Origin of the sequence: Streptomyces sp. NPDC088124 (assembly GCF_040685895.1) — a bacterium.
GTDB lineage: Bacteria > Actinomycetota > Actinomycetes > Streptomycetales > Streptomycetaceae > Streptomyces.
The window spans coordinates 40,344-59,568 of record NZ_JBFBJB010000033.1 but is presented as its reverse complement, the minus strand read 5'-3'; the positions used below and the strand labels follow the sequence as shown (position 1 = coordinate 59,568).

Annotated in this window: 16 protein-coding genes; 8 read left to right on the top strand and 8 right to left on the bottom strand. The window is 70.8% G+C overall.

What is annotated here, in order from left to right; all coding sequences use genetic code 11:
* Positions 1 to 131: 131 nt before the first annotated feature.
* On the top strand, positions 132 to 482 hold the full coding sequence (locus AB0P17_RS26000; RefSeq protein ID WP_365814369.1) for a hypothetical protein: 351 nt from the start codon (positions 132 to 134) through the stop codon (positions 480 to 482).
* 128 nt (positions 483 to 610) lie between these two features.
* On the top strand, positions 611 to 2,059 hold the full coding sequence (locus AB0P17_RS25995; RefSeq protein ID WP_365814331.1) for a S28 family serine protease: 1,449 nt from the start codon (positions 611 to 613) through the stop codon (positions 2,057 to 2,059).
* A 150-nt stretch (positions 2,060 to 2,209) separates the two neighbouring features.
* Here AB0P17_RS25995 and AB0P17_RS25990 read toward each other — a convergent pair whose 3' ends face one another.
* The 3 genes from AB0P17_RS25990 to AB0P17_RS25980 form a co-directional block, all read right to left on the bottom strand.
* Positions 2,210 to 4,033 (bottom strand): glycoside hydrolase family 3 protein, encoded by a 1,824-nt coding sequence (locus AB0P17_RS25990; protein WP_365814330.1) that lies wholly within the window; start codon positions 4,031 to 4,033, stop codon positions 2,210 to 2,212.
* 117 nt (positions 4,034 to 4,150) lie between these two features.
* Entirely contained in the window at positions 4,151 to 5,128 is a 978-nt protein-coding gene (locus AB0P17_RS25985; RefSeq protein WP_365814329.1) for a LysR family transcriptional regulator, read from the bottom strand.
* A gap of 87 nt (positions 5,129 to 5,215) precedes the next feature.
* Positions 5,216 to 6,289 (bottom strand): helix-turn-helix domain-containing protein, encoded by a 1,074-nt coding sequence (locus tag AB0P17_RS25980; protein WP_365814328.1) that lies wholly within the window; start codon positions 6,287 to 6,289, stop codon positions 5,216 to 5,218.
* A 311-nt stretch (positions 6,290 to 6,600) separates the two neighbouring features.
* Between AB0P17_RS25980 and AB0P17_RS25975 the strand changes: the two genes are divergently transcribed.
* Positions 6,601 to 7,128 carry a hypothetical protein gene (locus AB0P17_RS25975; protein WP_365814327.1) on the top strand — a complete coding sequence of 176 codons (528 nt, stop codon included), beginning with the start codon at positions 6,601 to 6,603 and terminating at the stop codon, positions 7,126 to 7,128.
* 35 nt (positions 7,129 to 7,163) lie between these two features.
* Here AB0P17_RS25975 and AB0P17_RS25970 read toward each other — a convergent pair whose 3' ends face one another.
* The 3 genes from AB0P17_RS25970 to AB0P17_RS25960 all read right to left on the bottom strand — a co-directional run bounded on the left by AB0P17_RS25970 (position 7,164) and on the right by AB0P17_RS25960 (position 10,315).
* Positions 7,164 to 7,961: a sugar phosphate isomerase/epimerase family protein gene (locus tag AB0P17_RS25970; RefSeq protein WP_365814326.1), complete on the bottom strand. Its 798-nt coding sequence runs from the start codon at positions 7,959 to 7,961 to the stop codon at positions 7,164 to 7,166.
* Positions 7,958 to 8,950: a helix-turn-helix domain-containing GNAT family N-acetyltransferase gene (locus AB0P17_RS25965; RefSeq protein WP_365814325.1), complete on the bottom strand. Its 993-nt coding sequence runs from the start codon at positions 8,948 to 8,950 to the stop codon at positions 7,958 to 7,960. The genes AB0P17_RS25970 and AB0P17_RS25965 overlap by 4 nt, the downstream gene beginning before the upstream one ends.
* A 270-nt stretch (positions 8,951 to 9,220) precedes the next feature.
* Positions 9,221 to 10,315: a LacI family DNA-binding transcriptional regulator gene (locus AB0P17_RS25960; RefSeq protein ID WP_365814324.1), complete on the bottom strand. Its 1,095-nt coding sequence runs from the start codon at positions 10,313 to 10,315 to the stop codon at positions 9,221 to 9,223.
* 168 nt (positions 10,316 to 10,483) lie between these two features.
* Between AB0P17_RS25960 and AB0P17_RS25955 the strand changes: the two genes are divergently transcribed.
* The 5 genes from AB0P17_RS25955 (at position 10,484) to AB0P17_RS25935 (ending at position 17,654) form a co-directional block, all read left to right on the top strand.
* Positions 10,484 to 11,635 (top strand): Gfo/Idh/MocA family oxidoreductase, encoded by a 1,152-nt coding sequence (locus AB0P17_RS25955; RefSeq protein WP_365814323.1) that lies wholly within the window; start codon positions 10,484 to 10,486, stop codon positions 11,633 to 11,635.
* Positions 11,632 to 12,804 carry a dihydrodipicolinate synthase family protein gene (locus AB0P17_RS25950; protein ID WP_365814322.1) on the top strand — a complete coding sequence of 391 codons (1,173 nt, stop codon included), beginning with the start codon at positions 11,632 to 11,634 and terminating at the stop codon, positions 12,802 to 12,804. The genes AB0P17_RS25955 and AB0P17_RS25950 overlap by 4 nt, the downstream gene beginning before the upstream one ends.
* A gap of 56 nt (positions 12,805 to 12,860) precedes the next feature.
* Entirely contained in the window at positions 12,861 to 13,652 is a 792-nt protein-coding gene (locus tag AB0P17_RS25945; RefSeq protein WP_365814368.1) for a sugar phosphate isomerase/epimerase family protein, read from the top strand.
* Between the two features lie 255 nt (positions 13,653 to 13,907).
* Complete coding sequence (locus tag AB0P17_RS25940; RefSeq protein WP_365814321.1) at positions 13,908 to 16,118, top strand: ATP-dependent RecD-like DNA helicase; 2,211 nt, start codon at positions 13,908 to 13,910, stop codon at positions 16,116 to 16,118.
* Positions 16,119 to 16,355: 237 nt separating this feature from the next.
* Positions 16,356 to 17,654 (top strand): citrate synthase, encoded by a 1,299-nt coding sequence (locus AB0P17_RS25935; RefSeq protein WP_365814320.1) that lies wholly within the window; start codon positions 16,356 to 16,358, stop codon positions 17,652 to 17,654.
* Between the two features lie 479 nt (positions 17,655 to 18,133).
* Here the strand turns inward: AB0P17_RS25935 and AB0P17_RS25930 are convergent, their stop codons facing one another.
* Together AB0P17_RS25930 and AB0P17_RS25925 are read right to left on the bottom strand one after the other, a co-directional pair.
* The gene (locus AB0P17_RS25930; protein ID WP_365814319.1) at positions 18,134 to 18,367 is read right to left on the bottom strand and encodes a heavy-metal-associated domain-containing protein; all 234 of its coding nucleotides are present in this window, start codon (positions 18,365 to 18,367) and stop codon (positions 18,134 to 18,136) included.
* 134 nt (positions 18,368 to 18,501) lie between these two features.
* Complete coding sequence (locus AB0P17_RS25925) at positions 18,502 to 19,182, bottom strand: TetR/AcrR family transcriptional regulator (RefSeq protein ID WP_365814318.1); 681 nt, start codon at positions 19,180 to 19,182, stop codon at positions 18,502 to 18,504.
* Positions 19,183 to 19,225: the final 43 nt, after the last annotated feature.

Genomic DNA, 19,225 nt, shown 5'->3' with positions numbered 1-19,225 from the left:
TCCCGCACGCTCCTGCAACCATCCGGACCGCCCGGGGCGTCGTACGTACGTACGCATGACAACGCTTGGGGGAATGGGTGTTCGGATTCAACGGCGGCGGCAGGGTGCCCAAGGTGCTGCTGCACGGCCTCGTGACGCTGACCGCCACAGGCGCCCTCGTGGTGGGTGCCTCCGGCGCGCAGGGCGCCGAGGCCGCGTCCGTCTGTTCGGGGCGGCCGGAGAAGACGGTGGCCTTCGCCACCGGCGAGCTGCGCATCTACAAGGCGCGCGGGTACGCCTGTGCGCTCACCGTCGCCAAGAACCCGGGCAAGAAGCGCGCCATGTCGGTCAGTCTCCAGCCGCGCGGCGGGAACCCCGTGGTGGACAGCGGGAGTTACACACGTCAGGCGGGGCCGGTCACGGTGCACGCGCTGAACCGCTGCGTACGGGCCTCCGGCGTGGTCTCGGGGAAGAAGGGCTCCACGGGCTGGATCCTCTGCTGACCCCGCGGACCTCCCGCTGCTCCGCGTCCGGGGGGTGACCGGCCGTCAGACCGGGAGGTGCGGGTCTGGCGGGTCGGGTGCCGATCCGGTTAAGTTCACGGCGTCTGTCATGAACACAGGGAGCGTGAATGCGCAAGGCGCTGAGATGGGTGTTGTCGCTCGTACTGGTCATAGGCACCGTGACCACGGCAAGCGTGGCCACGGCCAACGCCGCCACGGCCACCGCGGCCGCACCGGAAGCGGCCACCGCCGCCACCGACATCAAGGACCGTATCCTCGCGATCCCGGGGATGAGCCTGATCCAGGAGAAGCCGTACGAGGGGTACCGCTACTTCGTTCTCAACTACACGCAGCCGGTCGATCACCGGAATCCGTCCAAGGGCACCTTCCAGCAGCGCCTCACTCTGCTGCACAAGGACACCAGCCGCCCCACGGTCTTCTTCACCAGCGGCTACAACGTCTCCACCAACCCGAGCCGCAGCGAGCCGACCCGGATCGTCGACGGCAACCAGGTCTCCCTGGAGTACCGCTTCTTCACCCCGTCCCGGCCGCAGCCGGCCGACTGGTCGAAGCTGACGATCTGGCAGGCGGCCAGTGACCAGCACCGGATCTTCACCGCGCTGAAGAAGATCTACGACAAGAAGTGGCTCGCCACGGGCGGTTCCAAGGGCGGCATGACCGCCACGTACTACGAGCGCTTCTACCCGCGCGACATGGACGGCGTCGTCGCGTACGTCGCGCCCAACGACGTGATCAACAAGGAGGACTCGGCGTACGACCGGTTCTTCGAGCGCGTGGGCACCAAGGAGTGCCGCGACCGGCTCAACGCCGTGCAGCGCGAGGCGCTCGTCCGGCGCGTGCCGCTGGAGCGGCGCTACCAGGAGTGGGCGGAGGCCGAGGGCGCGACCTTCACGACGGTCGGCTCGCTCGACCGGGCGTACGAAGCCGTGGTCCTCGACTTCGTCTGGGCCTTCTGGCAGTACAGCTCGGAGTCGGACTGCCAGTACATCCCGCCGGCCACCGCCTCCGACCAGGAGATCTACGACATCATCGACTCGATCTCCGGGTTCTCCTTCTACACGGACCAGGGGCTGGAGCCGTACACGCCGTACTACTACCAGGCGGGTACCGAGCTCGGCTCGCCCACCATCAAGCTGCCGCACCTGGGCAAGCTGAGCCGGTACGGGTACCAGCCGCCGCGGAACTTCGTGCCGCGCTCCATCCCGATGCGGTTCAACCCGCTGGCGATGCCCGCCGTCGACAGCTGGGTCCGCCACCACGCGAACCAGATGCTGTTCGTGTACGGACAGAACGACCCGTGGGGTGCCGAGCCCTTCCGCCTGGGCAAGGGCGCGCGCGACAGCTACGTGTACGTGGCGCCGGGTGCCAACCACGGTGCCAATGTCGCCGGTCTCGTGCCCGACGAGCAGGCGAAGGCGACGGCCAGGATCCTGGAGTGGGCGGGCGTCGCCCCGGCCGCGGTCCAGAAGGACGCGGCGAAGGCGAAGCCGCTGGCGCCGTTCGACAGCAAGCTCGACAGGCAGAAGGTGCAGCGGGAGCACGCGCTGCGCCCGTAAGCCCGTAAGCCCGTAAGCCCGTAAAGCCTTAGGCCCGTGCGGCGTTAGGACCGTGAGGCCTTAGGCCCGTGAGGCCTTGAGCTCATGGATGTGGGGTGCCCGGCCGTCAACCACCGGCCGCGCACCCCACGTTCCGTCTCCGCCACGCCGTCAGTAACTCAGCCCATGGCCGATCGGGTACAGCACCCGCGCCGGATCGTCCGCGTGCTGTACGGGCACGGGCAGCAGCCCCCTGGGCCGGACGCGGCCCGCGATCACCCGCGCCGCGCCGCGCAGTTCGACATCCGTCCAGGAGTACGTGGCGAGGGAGGCGGCGACGCCGGAGAGCCGCGCGATGTCGTACGGGTTGCGGATCGCGACCGTCACGACCGGCACCCCGGTCGCGGCCAGCGCGCTGACCAGCGTGCGCTGGGAGCTGGTGGCCGAGACGTTGTACGTGGCGACCACGACCGCGTCCTTGCCCCGCGCGCCCGCCACCGCCTCGTCGATCTTCGCGGTGGTCGGCGCCGTACCCGTGGACAGTGCCGTGGCGCTGAAGCCCAGCTCGTTCAGGGCGGTGGCGAGGACCGTGGTCGGCGGCCCGGTCGTCCCGGAGGGCGAGGCCGGATCGGCGCCGACGACCAGGACGTTCCGCTCCCGGCGGCGGCTCAGCGGCAGCAGGCCGCGCTCGTTGGTGAGCAGGGTGGTCGTGGTGTCGGCGATCCGGTCGGCGGCGGCGAGGTGGGCGCGGGTGCCGACCGTACGGTCCACGTCGCGGCCGGTGACGTACGGATCGCGGAACAGCCCGAGCCGCTCCTTGAGTTCGAGGATCCGCAGAACCGATTCCTCGATGCGGCGGACGGAGAGTTCGCCGTCCTTGACCGCCGTCAGGACCGCGTTCCAGGCGAGGTCGAGATGCGGCGGGTTGAGCAGCTGGTCCACGCCCGCCTGGAGGGCGAGGACCGGGACGCGGGCGTCGCCGTACTTCTGCCGTACGCCCTCCATGCCGAGCGCGTCGGTGACTACCACCCCGTCGTAGCCGAGCTGTTCGCGTAGGACGCCGGTGACGATGGGGCGGGAGAGGGTCGCCGGGTCCTCGCTCGGGTCGAGGGCCGGGACGACGATGTGCGCGGTCATGATCGAGGTGACACCGGCGGCGATCGCCGCGCGGAACGGCGGGGCGTCCAGTTCCGTCCACTGCGCGAGCGTGTGATGGATCGTGGGGAGGGAGTAGTGGCTGTCGTCCTTCGTGTCGCCGTGGCCCGGGAAGTGCTTGGCGGCGGTGGCGATCCCCGCGCTCTGATACCCCGTCACCTGGGCGGCGACCATCCCGGCCACGGCCTGCGGGTCGGCGCCGAAGGACCGTACCCCGATGACCGGGTTGGCCGGGTTGACGTTGACGTCGGCGTCGGGCGCGTAGTTCTGGTTGATCCCCATCGCGGCCAGCTCCGCCCCGGCGATCCGGGCGGCCTCGCGGGCGGCGGAGCGCGAACGGGAGGCGCCGAGCGCCATCGCACCCGGCAGCAGGGTGGCGGGCTTGCCGACCCGGGCGACGATGCCGTGCTCCTGGTCGGTGGCGACGAGGAGCGGCACGGGGGTGCGCTGGGCCAGGCCGGCCCGCTGGATGCCGTTGGAGAGCCCGGCGATCTGGTGCGGATCGCGGGTGTTGTGGGCCCAGGCGAAGTAGATGATGCCGCCGACGTGGTACGTGGAGATCAGCTCGGCGGCGGTGCGGACGCCGATCTCGGCGAGGTTGGCGTCGATGTCGGCCTGGTCGGGAGCGGTGGCGGAGTGCCCGTACACCCGCATGACGAAGAGCTGGCCGACCTTCTCCTCCAGGCTCATCCGGGCGACGAGGCGGCGGAGCCGGTCGCGGGTGGCGGCGGGGGTGCGGGCGGCGACGGGGGGAGTGGCGGCGGCTGTGGTGGTAACGGCAGCCGCCGCTACGGCGGTTGCGGTGAGGAGGGTGCGTCTGGAGATGGTCCGGTCGTGCACAGGTGCTCCTTCCGGCCGTGTGCTGCGAGGGAAGTGAAGGAAACTTCCAGGGATTCACGGTTATCCGGAAAGTAACTGCCGGTCAAGAGATCTGCCACCCAAGCCGTTCAGCGAGCCCTACGGGGCCTGCGTCACCGGTGCCGGTACGGCAGCGGGGGCGGCAGAGGCGGCAGGGGTGGCGGGGGCGGCAAGGGCGGCGACGCTCGGCCAGTGGCGCCGCAACGCGTCCACCGCCGCCGTGACGGCCGGGCGTCGCGCGGCGCCGGTGCGCCACAGGGCGTACAGCCGGCGCATCGGAACCGGGTCCAGGGTGACCGCCCGTACCCCCTCGGGCAGCGGCCCGCGCCCCAGCCGGGGGAGCATGGCGACGCCGAGCCCCGCCGCCACCAGGGCGAGCTGGGTGTGGGTCTCCTCGGCCTGGTGCGCGAGATCCGGCTCGCAGCCGGCCGCCCGCAGTGTGCGGACCAGCCAGTCGTGGCAGACCGTGCCCGGCGGCTGGCAGATCCAGCGCTCGCCCGACAGCTCCTCCCTGCGTATGGAGGAACGCGCCGCCAGTGGATGTGAGGCGTGGACGAGCAGGTCGCAGGGGTCCTCCCCGATGACCGCCTGCTCCACCCCCTCGGGGGCGGGCAGCGGGGCGATGTCCCAGTCGTGGGCGACGGCGAGGTCGAGGGCGCCCCGGGCGACCAGGTCGACGGAGAGGTGCGGGTCGATCTCACGGAGCCGGACGTCGAGGGTGGGGTGGAGCGTGGCCAGCTCCGCCAGTACGCCGGGGAGCAGCCCGCGCGCCGAGGTGGCGAACGCGCCGACGACGAGCCGCCCGGTCGGCTGTCCCCTGCGCTCCTCCAGGGAGGTCTCGGCGCGCTCGACGATGGCGAGGAGTTCCTCGGCGGTGGCGGCGAGATGCCGGGCCTCGTCCGTGAGCGCGACCCCGCGCCCGCGCCGCTCCAACAGGGTCGTACGGGTCTCCCGCTCCAACTTGGTGATCTGCTGCGACACGGCCGAGGGGGTGTAGCCGAGGGCGGAGGCGGCGGCCGCCACGGAGCCGTGCACGGAGACGGCGTGCAGGGCGCGCAGCCGGGCCAGATCGAGCATGGTCGCCTCCCGGGAAGCGGAATCATCGACAAAACGACAAAAACGTAAGCAATGCTCAATTCAACCATCGGCGGATCCGTACGGCCGCTACACGGTCGAGGCCGGTTCGACGGAGCCGGCGACGGCGACAGTCCTGCTGCCGCTGCCGCTGCCGCTGCCGCTGCCGCTGCCGCTGCCGCTGCCGCGGACGGGCGGGCCCGCGGCCTCCGGTGTCCGCCGGAACGCGTGTCGGTACGCGTGCGGGCTCGTCCCCACGAGGCGCTTGAAACGATCACGGAAGGCGGTCGGCGAGCCGAAGCCGACCCGCGTGGCGATCCGGTCGACAGGGTGCCCGGTCGTCTCCAGCAGATACTGCGCCTCACGGATCCGGGCCCGGTGCAGCCATTGGAGCGGCGTGGTCCCGGTCTGCTCGCGGAAGCGCCGGTTGAGGGTACGGGTGCTCATGCCGGCCCGGTCGGCGATGTCGTCGAGCGTCAGATCCTGTCCCGCGTTCTCCTCCAGCCAGTGCAGCAGTGGTTCCAGGGCCGACCCCTGAGGCGTCGGGGGCCGGGGGTGGACGATGAACTGGGCCTGCCCGCCGTCGCGTTCGAGCGGCATCACGGACAGCCGCGCGGCGTCGGCCGCCACGGCGGAACCGTGGTCCCGCCGGATGAGATGGAGACAGAGGTCGAGCCCCGCGGCGGCCCCGGCCGAGGTCAGGAACTGCCCGTTGTCCACGTACAGCACCGCGGCGTCCACCTCGACCGCGGGATACCGCTCGGCCAGCTTCGGGGCGGCGGCCCAGTGCGTGGTGGCCCGCAGCCCGTCCAGCAGCCCGGTGGCGGCGAGCGTGAACGCCCCGGCGCAGATCGAGGCGATACGAGTGCCCCCGGCCGCCGCCCGCCGCAGCGCCTCCAGGACTTCCTCGGGCACGGGCGCGGTCGGATCGGCGAGCCCCGGGAGCACGATCGTGTCGGCCTCGGCAAGCGCCTCCAGCCCCCACGGTGCCCGCAGTGTGAAGGCCCCGGCGTCGACCTCCTCGCCCGCGCCGCCCGCGGCGCAGATTCGCACCTCGTAGGCGGCGCTGCCGTCGGGCAGCCGGGTACGGGAGAAGACCTCGATGGGGGTGGCGAGGTCGAAGGCGATGACTCCGTCGAGCGCGAGGACAGCCAAGGTGTGCATGGCAGGAATGTAGAGGGCCAACGGATTGTCGCCACCTCCGGGTACCCCGGTCGCGCCTTCTGCGCTGAGCGCCCCTTCTGCCCCGGGTGCTCCCGGCGCCTCCGGTGGCGTGGCAGGAATCCGTTGACACCTGGCACTCCGGCCACTGTCCGGGGTTCCGGCGGCTGACTAGCGTCGGCAGCGGCGCCCCGTCGGCCGTGCAGGCCCCTGACGCGGCGAAGGCGCCCGCCCACTCCGCCCACTCCGCCCACCCTGCTCGACCCGCACCCACCGCCCCGGCGCTCGCCGGCCACATCCGACGGACCACAGTCATGACCAAGCTCCTCCTCTCCCTGCACGTCATCGCGGCGATCATCGCCATAGGCCCGGTCACGGTGGCGGCCAGCATGTTCCCGCCCGCCGTCCGCCGCGCGAGCGCCGCACCGGGCGACCGGGACGCCTGGGCGAACGTCACCGTGCTGCACCGCATCTGCCGCGTGTACGCGGTGGCCGGCGTCGCCGTCCCCGTCTTCGGTTTGGCCACGGCGAAGAACATGGGCGTCCTGGGAGACACCTGGCTGATCGTCTCCATGGCCCTGACCCTCGTGGCGGCGGTGGTCCTGGGGGCGTTGGTCCTTCCGCGCCAGAGCGCCCTCCTGGAGATGGCGACCCCCGCCGGGAGCCTCGCCCCCGCCGCCTCCGGCGGCTCCGTCCCGCCCGCCGCGGGGGACGAGAACCCGATTGCTGTGCCGAGGTCCGCGACGGCTCAACTCGCCATGTTCACCGGCATCTTCAACCTGCTGTGGGCGGTGGTCACCATCCTGATGATCATCCGGCCGGGCTCGACAACGGGCGCCTGACCGCAGGCCGGTCGCCGCTCAGCGGTTCTTGCGCGTCAGCCCCTCCGGTGCTCGCGTATCAGCCCCTCCAGATAGGCCCGCCCGGGCGCCAGCAGGGCGGGGAGGTCCGCCGCCTGTGGGTACCAGCGCTTCTCGTACTCCCAGCAGACCCAGGTGCTGTCGTCGAGCAGGGCCAGGCACTCGCCCAGCGGCAGCACCCCGGCTCCCAGGGGGAGCGGCGTCTTGTCCTCGGCAGAGGCGATGTCCTTCACCTGGACGTAGCCCAGGTGCGGGGCGAGTATGCCGTGGGTGGTGATCGGGGACTCGCCGCCCAGCCAGGTGTGCATCACGTCCCAGACCACCCCCACCTGCTGGTGTCCGACCGGGCCCAGCACGCGCGCCGCGTCCTTGCCCGTGCGGTGCGAGTCATGGGTCTCCAGCAGGATCCGTACGCCGTAGTCCGTGGCCGTCTCCGCGGCCGCGGCCAGCCGCCGCGCCGCCAGGGTGTCCGCCTCGTCGGCGGTCTGGTCGCCGCCGCCGGGGAAGACCCGGATGAACGGGGCACCGAGATCCCGTGCCAGCGAGAGCAGTTCCTCCAGCTCCTGGCGCAACTGGTCCTCGTCCACGTCCGCCTTGGCCACCCGGGCGTACCCGGCCAGCCCCACTATCTCGATGCCGGCCCGCTCGAACTCCTCGACCACGAGGGCGCGGTCGCGGCGGCCCATGCCCCGGTGCACCGGTTCCTCCGGATGGGTCCGCAGCTCGACTCCCTGATAGCCGGAGGCGGCGGCGAGGGCGACGACCTCGGGGATGGGCAGGCCCGGGATTCCGAGGGTGGAGAAAGCGAACTTCACTGTGGTGTTCCTTTCTGGCGGGTGGCGGCTCCTTCCTTGAGCAGAAGGTGCCAGTCCTGGCCTATCAGGTCCGCCCCGTACGAGTGGTGCTGTTGCTCTGCGACGAGGGTGAATCCGGCGCGCTGATAGAGGGCGCGGGCGGCGGAGAGGATGTCATTGGTCCAGAGGGTCAGTTCCTCGTACCCCGCCGAGCGGGCGAAATCCACCACCGCGCCGATCAGGCGTTCGCCCAGCCCGTGGCCCCGTGCCTCGGGCTCGACCAGAAGCAGACGGAGTCTGGCGGTCACCGGCCCGCCGTCATCACCCCGTATGCCCGGCTCGTCGTCCCGCACGCACATGATCGAGCCCACCGGTATGCCGTCCAGCTCGGCGACCCACACCCGCTCCAGCCGTGGGTCGTGGTTCTGGGCGAAGTCCGCGACGATCCGGGCGACGAGCCCTTCGAACTCCGTGTTGAAGCCGTACTCCGCCGCGTACACCGCGCCGTGGCGCTGCACGATCCAGCCCAGCTCGCCCGGCGCGGGCTCGCGCAGGACGGCCGCGCCCCGCCTGCCGGCGGCTTTGCTCCTGTCCGTGCCGAGGATGTCCCGTACCGTACGCATCGCGTCGGCGAGCTCGGGGCGGCGCCCGGGCTCGACCCGGTCGAGCAGCGTGCCCACGGCCTCCCGCGAGCGCTCGTCCAGCAACTCCGCGGTTTCGCGCCCCCGCGAGGTGAGAGTGATCCGCTGCCGCCGCGCGTCCTCCTCGGAGGGCGCCCGGCCGACCAGGCCGTCCCGCTCGAACTTGGTCAGCAGCCTGCTCAGATATCCCGCGTCGAGCGACAGCTCGGCCCGCAGATCGGCCGCGTCGGTCCGCGGTGCGTGCGCCAGCTCGTACAGCACCCGTGACTCGGTGAGGGTGTACGGCGTGTACAGGTGCTTGCCGTAGTCGAGCGCACCGATCAGATTCGTGTAAAAGCGGTTGAACTCACGCATTTCCTGCACAGCCATGGCAACCCCATCTCCGGACGCTCGCCGGCCCCCGATCTTTGACTGAGTCAACGCTAGGCCCGGCCGCCGGTGCCCGGCAAGCCTTCTCGGTACTTTGGCGTCCACTCGCCAATCAGCCGCGCCCTATAGGTCCGCCGCTCCTCGCCCCCGCCCGTCGGCAGGCAGCCCGTCCGCAGCCCTGCCGGCCCGCGCGCCCGGCCGCCCGGCTGCCCATCCGCCATTCCGCGCGCCCGCGCCCGCGCTCGCACGTGCGGCCGTGCGGTCCCCGTCTCAGTCCGCCCGCGGTGGTGCCGTCGACGCCCGTGCCATCAGCTCCGCCGAGATCGTGGTGATCCCGCCCGGCGGCGGCGTCTCCGTGCCCATCGCCAGCCGGCCCGCCCGTGCGCCCGCCTCGTACAGCGGCAGCCGTACGGTCGTCAGCGCCGGGGTGGCGTCCACCGAGAACGGCAGGTCGTCGAAGCCCGCCACCGAGATGTCCTCCGGGATCCGCAGCCCCCGCTCGCGCACCGCGGCGCACGCGCCCAGCGCCACCGTGTCGTTCGCCGCGACCACCGCCGTGAGGTCCGGCGCGCGCCGCAGCAGTTCCAGCGTCGCCTCGTACCCCGACCGGCGGGTGTACGGGCCGTGCACGGTCAGCGGATCCGGCTCCCCGCCGGCGCTCCCCGCGCCGTCGGCACCGTCCCACGCCCCCGCGGCCGCGAGTGCCGCCCGGTGTCCCTCCAGCCGGTGCCGGGTCGTCGTACGCTCCATCGGTCCGGCGACGTAGCCGATCCTCCGGTGCCCCAGCGCCAGCAGGTGTTCCGTCAGCCGGCGCCCGCCGCCCCGGTTGTCGAAGGCCAGCGAGGCGACGGCCGCGTCGCTGCCCGGCAGCGGTGGCCGTCCGCACAGCACCACCCGGGTCCCGGCGTCCGCGAGTTTCGCCAGCTTCGTGGTCATCGCGGCGATGTGGTCCGGGTCTTCGAGCGCCCCGCCGGTGAGCACGACCGCGGCGGCGCGCTGGCGCTGGAGCAGGGTCAGATAGGTCAGTTCGCGCTCGGGTGATCCGCCCGTGTTGCAGACGACGGCCAGCTTCTCGCCGCCCGCGCGCCCGGTCCCCTCCTGTCCGCCGATCTCGGTCTGCGCCGCCCCCGCCATGATCCCGAAGAACGGGTCCGCGATGTCGTTGACGAGGATGCCCACCAGGTCCGAGGTGGCGGCGGCGAGAGAGCTGGCCGGGCCGTTCAGCACGTAGTCCAGGTCGTCGACCGCCCGCAGCACCCGTTCCCGAGTGGCGGCGGCGACCGGGTAGTTGCCGTTCAGTACGCGCGAGACGGTGGCGGGTGACACCCGGGCGCGCGCCGCCACATCCGCCAGGGTGACTGTCATCGCATTCCTCCGAGGGGTACGGATGGGTTGGAGCGGTGATCGGGCCGGGCTCTTGTCCCGACCGCTGTCGCAGGCTAGCTTCTTACCGGATAGAAAGCGCTTGCTACAGCCAGCGGCCATACGGTCCATCGCTCGCGACGGCTGCCACGGCCATATGGAGGGAACTTCGTGACACGCAGGACAGTGCGGATCGCCATGAACGGCGTCACCGGGCGGATGGGATACCGACAGCACCTGCTGCGCTCCATCCTCGCCCTCCGTGAACAGGGCGGGCTCGACCTCGGGGGCGGCGAGACGCTGTGGCCCGAGCCCGTCCTCGTCGGCCGCAGGGAACACGCCCTCAAGGAGATCGCCGAACGGCACGGCCTCACAGAGTGGTCGACCGATCTCGACGCCGTCCTGGAGGACGACACGATCGACATCTACTTCGACGCCCAGGTCACCTCCGCCCGCGTGGCGGCCATCAAGAACGCGATCGACGCGGGCAAGCACATCTACGCCGAGAAGCCGACCGCGACGGACCTCGAAGGCGCCATGGAGCTGGCCCGGCTGGCCCGCACCGCCGGGATCAAGCACGGCGTCGTCCAGGACAAGATCTTCCTGCCGGGACTGCTCAAGCTGAAGCGCCTCATCGACGGCGGGTTCTTCGGCGAGATCCTCTCCATCAGGGGAGAGTTCGGCTACTGGGTCTTCGAGGGCGACTGGCAGGACGCCCAGCGCCCCTCCTGGAACTACCGCGCCGAGGACGGCGGCGGCATCACCGTCGACATGTTCCCCCACTGGGAGTACGTCCTGCACGAGCTGTTCGGGCGCGTGGCCAGCGTCCAGGCACACATCACCACGCACATCCCGCAGCGCTGGGACGAGCACGGCAAGCCGTACGCCGCGACCGCCGACGACGCCGCGTACGGCATCTTCGAGCTGGACAGTGGCGCCGTCGCACAGATCAACTCCTCCTGGGCCGTCCGCGTCAACCGCGACGAACTCGTCGAGTTCCAGGTCGACGGGACCCACGGCTCGGCCGTCGCCGGGCTGCGCCGCTGCCGGGTCCAGCACCGCAGCGCCACTCCCAAGCCGGTCTGGAACCCCGACCTCCCCGCCACCGAGTCCTTCCGCGACCAGTGGCAGGAAGTACCGGACAACGGGGAGTTCGACAACGGATTCAAGGCACAGTGGGAGCTGTTCCTGCGCCACGTCGTTCTCGACGAGCCGTACCACTGGGACCTCCTCGCGGGCGCGCGCGGCGTGCAACTCGCCGAACTGGGGCTCCGTTCCTCGGCCGAGGGCCGTCGCTTCGACGTACCGGAGCTGACGCTGTGACCATCCGGCTCCCTTCCCCAGGGGGCGGAACGCGCCCCTATACGCCCCGTTCGGAACCGGCCGCCTTCGTAGTGGCCGGTACGGAGGGCGGGACCGCCCTCGCCTCCCGTAGGGTCTTCTCCGCCGCCCATGTCGTCGCCGACCCGTACGCGGACATCAGCCCCGACGGTCCCGCGGCCGTCGACTGGGACGCCACCCTCGCCTTCCGCCGCCACCTGTGGTCGCACGGTCTCGGGGTCGCCGAGGCCATGGACACCGCGCAGCGCGGCATGGGGCTGGACTGGGCGGGGGCGGCCGAGCTGATCCGCCGCTCCGCCGCCGAGGCGAAGGCGGTCGGCGGCCGGATCGCGTGCGGCGTGGGCACCGACCAGCTCGCGCCGGGCCGCCGTTCACTGGCTGAGGTCAGGGCCGCGTACGAGGAGCAGCTGACGCTCGTCGAGGACACCGGCTCACAGGCCATCCTGATGGCGTCCCGTGCCCTGGCCGCCGCCGCGACCACCCCTGACGACTACCTGGACCTCTATGCCCACCTGCTGCGTCAGGCGTCGGAACCGGTCGTACTGCACTGGCTCGGGCCGATGTTCGACCCCGCTCTGGACGGCTACTGGGGCAGCGCCGATCTCGACGCGGCCACCGAGACCTTCCTCCAGGTCATCTCCGATCACCCCGACAAGGTCGACGGCATCAAGATCTCCCTGCTGGACGCCGAGCGCGAGATCGAGCTGCGCCGCCGGCTGCCCAAGGGTGTGCGCTGCTACACGGGCGACGACTTCAACTACCCCGAGCTGATCGCGGGCGACGACCAGGGCTTCAGCCACGCGCTGCTCGGCATCTTCGACCCGCTGGGGCCGCTGGCGGCGGCGGCCGTACGGGTCCTGGACACCGGCGACACGAAGGGGTTCCGGGAACTCCTCGACCCCACGGTCGAACTGTCCCGTCACCTTTTCCGGACGCCCACCCGCTTCTACAAGACCGGTGTGGTTCTCCTCGCCTGGCTGGCCGGCCACCAGGACCACTTCACGATGGTCGGCGGCCTCCAGTCGGCGCGCTCGCTGCCGCACCTCGCGCGGGCGTACGAACTCGCCGACGGGCTCGGGCTGTTCCCGGACCCCTCCGTCGCCGAGGCCAGGATGAAATCCCTGCTCAGCGTGGGCGGAGTGGAACAGTGAGCGCACCGTTGAACACATCATCCCCGGGCGATCTGTCGCGCTTCAGCATCAACCAGATGACGGTCAGGCAGCTCGGCCTGCCCGAGCTGACCGAGACCTGTGTACGGCTCGGGGTGCCGGGTGTAGGGCTGTGGCGCGAGCCCGTCCAGGCGTACGGGACCGAGGCCGCGGCCAAGCTCGTACGGGACGCCGGGCTCGTGGTCACCACGCTCTGCCGGGGCGGATTCCTCACCGCGATCGATCCGGTCCGGCGGGCCGAGGCGCTGGCCGACAACCGCGCCGCCGTCGACGAGGCGGCGGCCCTGGGCACGGACACCCTGGTGCTGGTCTCCGGCGGCCTCCCCGAGGGCAGCAAGGACCTCCACGGGGCGCGGGAGCGCATCGCGGACGCGCTGGGGGAGCTGGCGCCGTACGCGGCGGAGCGCGGGGTCAGGCTGGCCATCGAGCCGCTGCACCCGATGTTCGCCTCCGACCGCTGTGTGGTCTCCACCCTCGACCAGGCGCTCGACCTCGCGGAACGGTTCCCCGCCGACCAGGTCGGGGTGGCCGTGGACACGTACCACATCTGGTGGGACGACCGGGCCCCCGCGGCGGTCGTCCGTGCCGCGGAGCGCATCTTCACCTTCCAGCTCGCCGACTGGACGACACCGCTCCCGGCCGGGGTGCTGAACGGGCGCGGCCAGCTCGGTGACGGCGCGATCAACCTGCGCGCCTGGCGCGAACGGGTCGACGCGGCGGGCTACTCGGGCCCTATCGAGGTGGAGCTGTTCAACGACGACCTCTGGCAGCGGGACGGCGTCGAACTCCTCACGGAGGTCGCGGAGCGGTATGTGCGGCATGCGCTGTAGAAAAAAATAACTCTGCGGAACCGTGCAACCCTTCCGGGGTGACGTGTGTCGTATACGTCAACTGGGCTTTCGGGGGATGGATCCGGGGGGATGTGGAAGCCCTGTTGGTGGGGGGAGCGCGTGGGGCCCGGTCCGTCGGACCGGGCCCCTTGTAGGGCGTGGCGGTCGCGCCGGCCGGTACGCCGTGGCCCGTGGCGCCGCGTCAGTTGTCCACAGGGTGGCCCGACTGTCCGAGCCCGGCGGTAGCGTCGGATCATGTCCAGTCCCGCAGTGCTCGAAGCCGTGCTCGAACGGATCACGTACGCGAACGAGGAGAACGGCTACACGGTCGCCCGCGTCGACACCGGCCGCGGTGGCGATCTCCTCACCGTGGTCGGTTCGCTGCTCGGCGCGCAGCCGGGCGAGTCGCTGCGGATGGAGGGGCGCTGGGCCTCGCACCCCCAGTACGGCAAGCAGTTCATGTGCGACAACTACACGACGGTCCTGCCGGCCACGATCCAGGGCATCCGCCGCTATCTCGGCTCCGGTCTCATCAAGGGGATCGGTCCCGTCTTCGCCGACCGGATCGTCGAGCACTTCGGCCTGGAGACGCTGGACATCATCGAGACGGAGCCCAAGCGGCTCGTCGAGGTCCCCGGTCTCGGTCCCAAGCGGACGAAGGCGATCGCGGCTGCCTGGGAGGAGCAGAAGGCCATCAAGGAGGTCATGGTCTTCCTCCAGGGGGTGGGCGTGTCGACCTCGATCGCCGTCCGCATCTACAAGAAGTACGCGGACGCGTCGATCTCCGTCGTCAGGAACGAGCCGTACCGCCTGGCGGCCGACGTGTGGGGGATCGGCTTCCTGACCGCCGACCGGATCGCCCAGGCCGTCGGGATCCCCCACGACAGCCCGGAGCGCGTCAAGGCGGGCATCCAGTACGCGCTGTCGCAATCCACCGACCAGGGGCATTGCTTCCTCCCCGAGGACCAGCTCATCTCGGACGCGGTGAAGCTGCTCACGGTCGACACGGGCCTGGTCATCGAGTGCCTCGCCGAACTGGCCGCCGAGGACGAGGGGGTCGTACGGGAACGGGTGCCGGGGCCCGAGGGCGGGGAGGAGGAGATCAGCGCGGTCTATCTGGTGCCCTTCCACCGCGCGGAGCTGTCGCTCTCCGCCCAGTTGCTGCGGCTGCTGCGTACGGGCGAGGACCGGATGCCGGCGTTCCGGGACGTGGCCTGGGACAAGGCGCTCGCCTGGCTGGCCGGGCGTACGGGGGCCGAGCTGGCGCCCGAGCAGCAGCAGGCGGTCCGGCTCGCGCTCACGGAGAAGGTCGCCGTGCTGACGGGAGGACCGGGGTGCGGAAAGTCCTTCACGGTCCGCTCGATCGTGGAGCTGGCGCGGGCCAAGAAGGCGAAGGTGGTGCTGGCGGCGCCCACGGGGCGGGCGGCCAAACGGCTGGCCGAGCTGACCGGGGCCGAGGCGTCCACGGTCCACCGGCTGCTGGAGCTCCGGCCGGGCGGGGACGCGGCGTACGACAGGGACCGGCCACTGGACGCGGATCTGGTGGTGGTCGACGAGGCGTCGATGCTGGATCTGCTGCTTGCGAACAAGCTGGTCAAGGCGGTGGCGCCGGGGGCGCACCTGCTGCTGGTCGGGGATGTGGACCAGCTGCCGTCGGTCGGCGCCGGCGAGGTGTTGCGTGATCTGCTGGCCGAGAGCGGGCCCGTACCGAGCGTCCGCCTCACACGCATCTTCCGGCAGGCGCAGCAGTCGGGGGTGGTCACCAACGCCCACCGGATCAACTCCGGCAAGCACCCCGTCACGGAGGGGATGTCCGACTTCTTCCTCTTCGTGGAGGACGAGACGGAGGACGCGGGGCGGCTGACGGTCGACGTGGCGGCGCGCCGGATCCCCGCCAAGTTCGGCCTCGATCCGCGGCGCGACATCCAGGTCCTGGCGCCGATGCACCGCGGTCCGGCCGGCGCGGGCACGCTCAACGGGCTGCTCCAGCAGGCCATCACGCCCGGCCGGCCCGACCTGCCGGAGAAGCGCCTGGGCGGCCGGGTCTTCCGCGTCGGCGACAAGGTCACCCAGATCCGCAACAACTACGAGAAGGGGGAGAACGGGGTCTTCAACGGCACGGTCGGCGTGGTCACCTCGCTCAACCAGGAGGAACAGCGGCTGACGGTGCTGACGGACGAGGACGAGGAGGTGCCGTACGACTTCGACGAGCTGGACGAGCTGGCGCACGCGTACGCCGTGACGATCCACCGCTCCCAGGGCAGCGAGTACCCGGCCGTGGTCATTCCGGTCACCATGGGTGCCTGGATGATGCTCCAGCGGAATCTCCTGTACACGGCGGTGACCCGGGCCAAGAAGCTGGTCGTCCTGGTCGGCTCCCGCAAGGCCATAGGCCAGGCGGTCCGTACGGTCTCGGCGGGCAGACGCTGCACCGCCCTCGCCCACCGGCTGACGGTGCGCGGCTGAGTGCGCCCGGCCTGTAGAGGGTGCGCCCGGCCCGTAAGAGGGTACGGGGGCACAAGGCCTCCAGGTCGCGGACTTTCGAAACCGGGGCCAAGCGGGCAGGATGAGCAGGTTGGCGGCACTGAGTGCCGCCAATAGGCCCAATGGTCGACCCCGAGTGCACTCTCCTGAGCCAAATGGGGGATGGTAGAGACAGTCAGGGCACCTCGAAGAAGAGGCACTACGTCGGTGAGGGATGACGTGAGCGAGAAACGCGACAACGCGGTAGTACTGCGGTACGGCGACGGCGAGTACACCTACCCGGTGATCGACAGCACCGTCGGCGATACGGGCTTCGACATCGGGAAGCTTCGTTCTCAGACCGGTCTGGTGACCCTGGACAGCGGCTACGGCAACACCGCCGCCTACAAGTCCGCGATCACCTATCTCGACGGCGAACAGGGCATTCTGCGGTACCGCGGTTACCCGATCGAGCAGCTGGCCGAGCGCTCCAGCTTTGTCGAGGTGGCATACCTGCTGATCAACGGCGAGCTGCCGACGGTCGACGAGCTGGCCTCCTTCAAGAACGAGATCACCCAGCACACGCTCCTGCACGAGGACGTCAAGCGGTTCTACGACGGTTTCCCGCGGGACGCCCACCCGATGGCGATGCTGTCGTCCGTGGTCAGCGCGCTCTCGACCTTCTACCAGGACAGCCACAACCCGTTCGACGAGAAGCAGCGCCACCTCTCGACGATCCGCCTGCTCGCCAAGCTGCCGACCATCGCGGCGTACGCGTACAAGAAGTCGATCGGGCACCCCTTCGTCTACCCGCGCAACGACCTCGGGTACGTCGAGAACTTCCTGCGCATGACCTTCTCGGTCCCGGCGCAGGAGTACGACCTCGACCCCGTCGTGGTCGCCGCGCTCGACAAGCTGCTGATCCTGCACGCGGACCACGAGCAGAACTGTTCGACCTCCACCGTGCGGCTGGTCGGCTCGTCGCAGGCGAACATGTTCGCCTCGATCTCCGCCGGCATCAGCGCCCTGTGGGGTCCGCTGCACGGTGGCGCCAACCAGTCGGTGCTGGAGATGCTGGAGGGCATCCAGGCGTCCGGCGGCGACGTCGACACCTTCATCCGCAAGGTGAAGAACAAGGAAGACGGCGTGAAGCTCATGGGCTTCGGGCACCGCGTCTACAAGAACTTCGACCCCCGGGCGAAGATCATCAAGGCGGCGGCGCACGACGTCCTCTCGGCGCTCGGCAAGTCCGACGAACTGCTGGACATCGCGCTCAAGCTGGAGGAGCACGCGCTGGCCGACGACTACTTCGTCGAGCGCAAGCTTTACCCGAACGTGGACTTCTACACGGGTCTGATCTACCGGGCCATGGGCTTCCCGACCGAGATGTTCACCGTGCTCTTCGCGCTCGGCCGGCTGCCCGGCTGGATCGCCCAGTGGCACGAGATGATCAAGGAGCCCGGTTCGCGCATCGGCCGTCCGCGGCAGATCTACACCGGAGAGGTCCTGCGCGACTTCGTCCCGGTCGAGGGCCGCTGACAGCGGATTTCCCAGCGCCGGCGGCGTACAGCGCGCCGGAGTCGTACAGAGCGAAAAGCGCCCCGCCGCCGATCCCCCCACGGGTCGGCGAACGGGGCGCTTTCCATATCCCCGGTGCGGATTCCCCCCACGGGATCCGGGCCGGGCGTCTGACGTAACCATCAGCGGCTACTCGGGCGGTCGGACCGGGGTACGTACGGGAGGGCCGCTCAAAGCTCCCCGGTGCACGTGCCCCGGCCAATCGCTGGCACGAGACGTCCCCCAAGACATCCCATGCGATCCCGTCGAACGTCCCCCAAGACGTTCTTCCGGCATCGTCTTCTTAGACTCACGAGCAGGCCCGATGGTTACCCCATAATCTATGTGATCTAGATCTCTTTGTGAAGGTCCTGTGGTTCATGTGAAGGGCCTTGGGTGCAAAGAGCTCGCGACCACATAAATGGAGGGTACGCCCAGTCCGAGGTCGGGGTGCGGCGGGATCAGTGCTGACCGGTCAATTCGTATCCCGCCTCGTCGACCGCGGCGCGTACGGCGGCCTCGTCCAGCGGTGCCTGGGACACCACGGTGACCTCTCCCGTGGCGGCCGTGGCCCGGACGGAGGTGACGCCCTCGATCTCGGAGATCTCGCCGGCGACGGCGCCCTCGCAGTGCCCACAGGTCATGCCGGTGACCTGGTAGACGGTGGTGACCTGGCTCTTCGTCTCAGGGGTCATGACGTTCTCCTCTTCGGGGCTCGGGTGCAGCGGTCCATGGCGGGGCGGGGGTACGTGGGTGCGCACTCCCCGCCCCGTCCCTGAACTGTACCCCTAGGGGGTATGAAAACGAACCCTCGGGCCTGTCGGGCCGCTCAGCGGGCGGATGCCGACGCGTCCGCGCGGCAGGCGAGCCCCGAGCCCTCGGCGAGCGGTTCCAGATAGCGGAAGAGGACCCGCTTCAGCTCGGTCGTGTACGCGTCCCGCTCGGCGGGGTCGGCGGTCATGATCAGGATCAGGCCCGCCTTGAACACGGTGAAGAGCATCTGTGCGACCCGGTCGGTGTCCGTCTTCGGTACGTCCGGGAGGTAGGCGCCGAGGATGTCCTCCACGCGGGTGAGCATCGACGAGTGCAGCGCGTCGTGCTCCTGGGTGACCTGGCCGGGGATGTCGGGGCCGTGCATCAGGACCGCGAAGGCCGGATTCTCCCGGTTGAACTGGATCAGCGGGTCGACGACGGCGTCCAGCAGCCGGTCGAGCGGCAGTGCCAGGTGGGTCGGTGTCAGCGCCTCGCCGTAGGTCTCGCGCCAGCGTGTCAGGAGCTGGTCGCCCAGCTCGACGGCGATGGCCTCCTTGTTCGGGAAGAACTGGTAGAGCGTGCCGGGTGACACGCCCGCCTCCCGGGCGATGGAGTTGGTGCTCGCCGCGGTGTAGCCGTTCGCGCAGAAGACGCTGGCCGCCGCGTCGAGGAGCTGGGCGATACGGCGCTCTCCGCGGGCCTGTCGGCGGCGCGGTCGGACCGGCCCGGGGGTCGGGTCCTGGGTCGGCTCCGGCATGGCGATCCACAGCCTTCCTGGCTCGGTTGACAAACGCGAGCGG

Bases quoted from the DNA above. Each gene is read 5' to 3' on its own strand.
- AB0P17_RS25940 (WP_365814321.1), top strand. From the start codon at position 13,908: ATGTCCAGTCCCGCAGTGCTCGAAGCCGTGCTCGAACGGATCACGTAC.
- AB0P17_RS25960 (WP_365814324.1), bottom strand. From the start codon at position 10,315: ATGACAGTCACCCTGGCGGATGTGGCGGCGCGCGCCCGGGTGTCACCC.
- AB0P17_RS25945 (WP_365814368.1), top strand. From the start codon at position 12,861: ATGACGGTCAGGCAGCTCGGCCTGCCCGAGCTGACCGAGACCTGTGTA.
- AB0P17_RS25980 (WP_365814328.1), bottom strand. From the start codon at position 6,289: ATGCACACCTTGGCTGTCCTCGCGCTCGACGGAGTCATCGCCTTCGAC.
- AB0P17_RS25965 (WP_365814325.1), bottom strand. From the start codon at position 8,950: ATGGCTGTGCAGGAAATGCGTGAGTTCAACCGCTTTTACACGAATCTG.
- AB0P17_RS25925 (WP_365814318.1), bottom strand. From the start codon at position 19,182: ATGCCGGAGCCGACCCAGGACCCGACCCCCGGGCCGGTCCGACCGCGC.
- AB0P17_RS25985 (WP_365814329.1), bottom strand. From the start codon at position 5,128: ATGCTCGATCTGGCCCGGCTGCGCGCCCTGCACGCCGTCTCCGTGCAC.
- AB0P17_RS25975 (WP_365814327.1), top strand. From the start codon at position 6,601: ATGACCAAGCTCCTCCTCTCCCTGCACGTCATCGCGGCGATCATCGCC.
- AB0P17_RS25930 (WP_365814319.1), bottom strand. From the start codon at position 18,367: ATGACCCCTGAGACGAAGAGCCAGGTCACCACCGTCTACCAGGTCACC.
- AB0P17_RS25995 (WP_365814331.1), top strand. From the start codon at position 611: ATGCGCAAGGCGCTGAGATGGGTGTTGTCGCTCGTACTGGTCATAGGC.